The organism is Streptomyces sp. NPDC059853 (assembly GCF_042731495.1).
Classification (GTDB): domain Bacteria; phylum Actinomycetota; class Actinomycetes; order Streptomycetales; family Streptomycetaceae; genus Streptomyces.
In genome coordinates this window covers 6458-9399 of sequence record NZ_JBHWJL010000208.1, presented here as the reverse complement: position 1 = coordinate 9399, position 2942 = coordinate 6458, and the positions used below count along the sequence as shown (strand labels likewise).

At 76.3% G+C, this 2942-nt stretch carries 4 protein-coding genes; 3 read left to right on the top strand and 1 reads right to left on the bottom strand.

Going from position 1 to position 2942, the window contains the following annotated elements:
- Together ACFV5N_RS19825 and ACFV5N_RS19820 are read left to right on the top strand one after the other, a co-directional pair.
- A partial coding sequence (locus tag ACFV5N_RS19825; RefSeq protein ID WP_385601420.1) for a GNAT family N-acetyltransferase occupies positions 1–408 on the top strand: 408 nt, incomplete at its 5' end.
- Between the two features lie 21 nt (positions 409–429).
- The gene (locus ACFV5N_RS19820; protein WP_385601418.1) at positions 430–1683 is read left to right on the top strand and encodes an MFS transporter; all 1254 of its coding nucleotides are present in this window, start codon (positions 430–432) and stop codon (positions 1681–1683) included.
- On the opposite strand, the gene ACFV5N_RS19815 is transcribed toward ACFV5N_RS19820, so the two are convergent.
- The gene (locus ACFV5N_RS19815) at positions 1643–2239 is read right to left on the bottom strand and encodes a DUF1697 domain-containing protein (protein ID WP_385601416.1); all 597 of its coding nucleotides are present in this window, start codon (positions 2237–2239) and stop codon (positions 1643–1645) included. The two genes, ACFV5N_RS19820 and ACFV5N_RS19815, sit on opposite strands and share 41 nt — an antisense overlap.
- A 94-nt stretch (positions 2240–2333) precedes the next feature.
- Here ACFV5N_RS19815 and ACFV5N_RS19810 point away from each other — a divergent pair, with 94 nt between their 5' ends.
- Positions 2334–2753, top strand: coding sequence for a hypothetical protein (locus ACFV5N_RS19810; RefSeq protein ID WP_385601413.1), 420 nt, complete (start codon positions 2334–2336; stop codon positions 2751–2753).
- Positions 2754–2942 lie beyond the last annotated feature (189 nt).

Here is a 2942-nt window from a genome sequence, read left to right as displayed (position 1 = left end):
GTCGTGGACGACGCGGCGGCGGCCGGCTGGCTCGCCCGCCGCGCCGCGGAGCGGGCGGCGGGCACCGCCCACTCCTGGGCGGTGACGGAGAACGGCGCCCTTCTCGGCTGCGTGGCCGTCTCCGTGCCGGGCGGCCCGCACGGCGGGGGCTGGGTCTCCTATTGGACGGTCCCGGCGGCTCGCGGCCGGGGCGTGGCACGTACGGCGGTACGGGCCCTGGCGTCCTGGTGCTTCGATGAACTCGGCCTCCACCGGCTGGAACTGGGCCACCGGGTGGACAATCCGGCTTCCTGCCGGGTCGCGACGGCGGCCGGCTTCTCGGTGGAGGGCCGCCAGCGCGAGAAACTGACGTACGACGGTGTGCGGTACGACGTGGAACTGCACGCCCGGCTGGCAACCGATCGCTGAGCCGCGGTCGTCCCCGTTTCCATGGCATGGGGCATCGATCTGCGTCCGCTGCGGATTCCCGCGTTCCGCCGGCTGTGGCTGTCGAGCGCGGGCACCGCGTTCGGCGCGAGTTTCACCGCCGTCGCCATCCCGCTGCAGATCTACGAACTCACCGGCTCGTCCGCCTGGGTCGGCCTGTCCGCGCTCGCCGCGCTCGGGCCGCTGACCGTGGCCGCGCTGTGGGGCGGGGCGCTGGCGGACGCGGTGGACCGGCGGCGGCTGCTGCTGGCCACCGGCGGCGCCATCGCGGCCGTGGGCGCGGCGCTGTGGCTGACGGCGAGCGCGGACTCCCTGGCGTCGCTGTTCGTCCTGCTCGGCCTGCTCCAGGGCTGCTACGGCGCCAACCACACGGCGCGCGGCTCGACCGTACCGCGGCTGGTGCCGGGCCCGCTGCTGCCGGCGGCCAACGCGCTGGACAGCACGGTGCGCTGGCTCGGCCCCGTCCTCGGGCCGCTGTCCGCCGGGGCGCTGCTGTCCGTGGCCTCGGTGACGGCCCTGTACGCGGTGACCACCGTGGTCCTGGCCCTGGTGCTGATCCCGGTGTGGCGGCTGCCGCCGCTGCCCGGCACCGGACGGCGGCGGGCCGGGGCGCGGGGGGCCGGCGCCGGGCTGCGGTATCTGCTGGGGCACCGGCTGCTGTGGGCGGTGGCGGTGGCCGACCTGGTGGCGATGGTGTGCGGCAACCCGGTGGCGCTCTTCCCGGAACTGTCCCAGCGCACCTTCGGCGACCCGCCGGGCGGCGGCTTCGCGCTGGGGCTGCTGACGGCGTCGATGGCGCTGGGCGCGGTGCTGGCCGGGTTCGTCTCGGGGCTGTTCACCCGGCTGGTACGGCACGGGCTGGTGATCGCGGTGGCCGTCTGCGGCTGGGGGCTCGCCGTCGCCGCCTTCGGACTCACCCGCCGGCTGTGGCCGGCGGCGCTGCTGCTGGTGCTGGGCGGGGCGGCGCTGATGCTGCTGAGCGTGTTCCGCAGCACGCTGATCCAGCAGTGCACCCCGGACGCGCTGCGCGGCCGGCTCCAGGGGGTGATGACCGTGGTGTCGGCGGGCGGACCGTGGCTGGCGCAGCTGGCCCACGGCACGGCGGGTGCCGCCGTCGGCACCACCTGGGCGATCACCGGCGGCGGACTGCTGACGGTGGCCGCCGTGCTGCTGCTGGCGGCGCTGGTCCCGGAGCTGACCCGCTACCGGGCCGGGGTCACCCCGGCTCCTCCCCCGCCAGCTCCAGCAGCTTCGTGACGGTGCGCCAGTTCCGCGCGGTGGCCACGTGACCCTTCAGGGCGCCGGTCAGGGCGTCCGCGAGTCTGCTGCGGCCCATGCCGTCCGGGAAGTACGCGAAGACCTCCCGCGCGCCGGTCCGGAAGGTGCCGGGCGCGTACCGCCCGGGGTCGACGCGGGCGAGGGCGGCCCGGTCGGGCGGGCCGTCCAGGAAGAACACCAGCAGTTTCGCCGGGTCCAGCGCGGCGGTGTCGTACGGGCAGCGGGCGGCGACGGCGCGCAGTTCGGCGGCGCCCAGCACCAGGGTGTCCACGGCGAAGCCGAACCTGCGCTCCAGCGCCGCCGCCAGCTCCCGGGCCAGGGCACCGGGGTCGCTGCCGCGCGGGGCGCCGAAGACCGCGTTGCCGCTCTGGAGGTGGGTCACCGGCGCCCGGTGGCCCAGCCCGGCCAGCACCTGGCGCAGTTCGGCCATCGGCACCCTGCGGTGCCCGCCGACGTTGATGCCGCGCAGCAGCGCCACGTACCGGGCGGTGTGCTCGCCGCGCTCCCCGGTGGGTTCCTCGGTGCCGTCCGTCATACCCGCAGCTTAGGAGCGGGCACCGACATCGCCGGGCCGCCGGGTCAGGGCGCGTCCGTAGCCGATGAGCCGGCCGGCCCACAGCAGCCAGCCGGTGAGCCCGAGCAGGCCCAGCGGGCCGTCGCCGTCCCTGATCAGCGGGGTGAGGGTGGCGGAGGGTGACCCGGCGGCGCAGCTGGCGGCGATGGCCGGCTACGACCGGCGGCTGTACGAGCGGGCCGGTGAGGTGATCGTCCTGCTGCGGGAAGCGGGCCGCACCGAGCCCGAGCTTGCCACGGCCTACGCCGAGGGCCGGCGCCGCGGGGACGAGACCCGGTGGCAGGTGTTCTCCGGCTGGCCGGCGGGGACGCTGCGCGAGGGTCTTGACGTGCCCGGGGCCGTCGATGTCTACGCGGCGCTGTGCACCGTGGACGTGTACACCACCTTGACGGTGGAGCGCGGCTGGCAGCCGGAGCGGGTGGAGCGCTGGTGGGGGGCGGCGCTGGGCCGGGAGCTGCTGGCTCCCGGCCGGTGACGTCGCGCCGCCCGGCGCGGCGGGCCCCGTTCGGCGGCGGGGCGGGCCGGCGGCGGGGCGGTGACCGCTCCACGGGATGCGCTCAGTGCGCCACCGGCGCGCCGGGTAACCACAGCGGCTGCTAGACAAAACGACGCTAGCTAAATTCAGAGTGGAAGGAGACCAGGGATAGGGCGTAGGAGAGGGAGG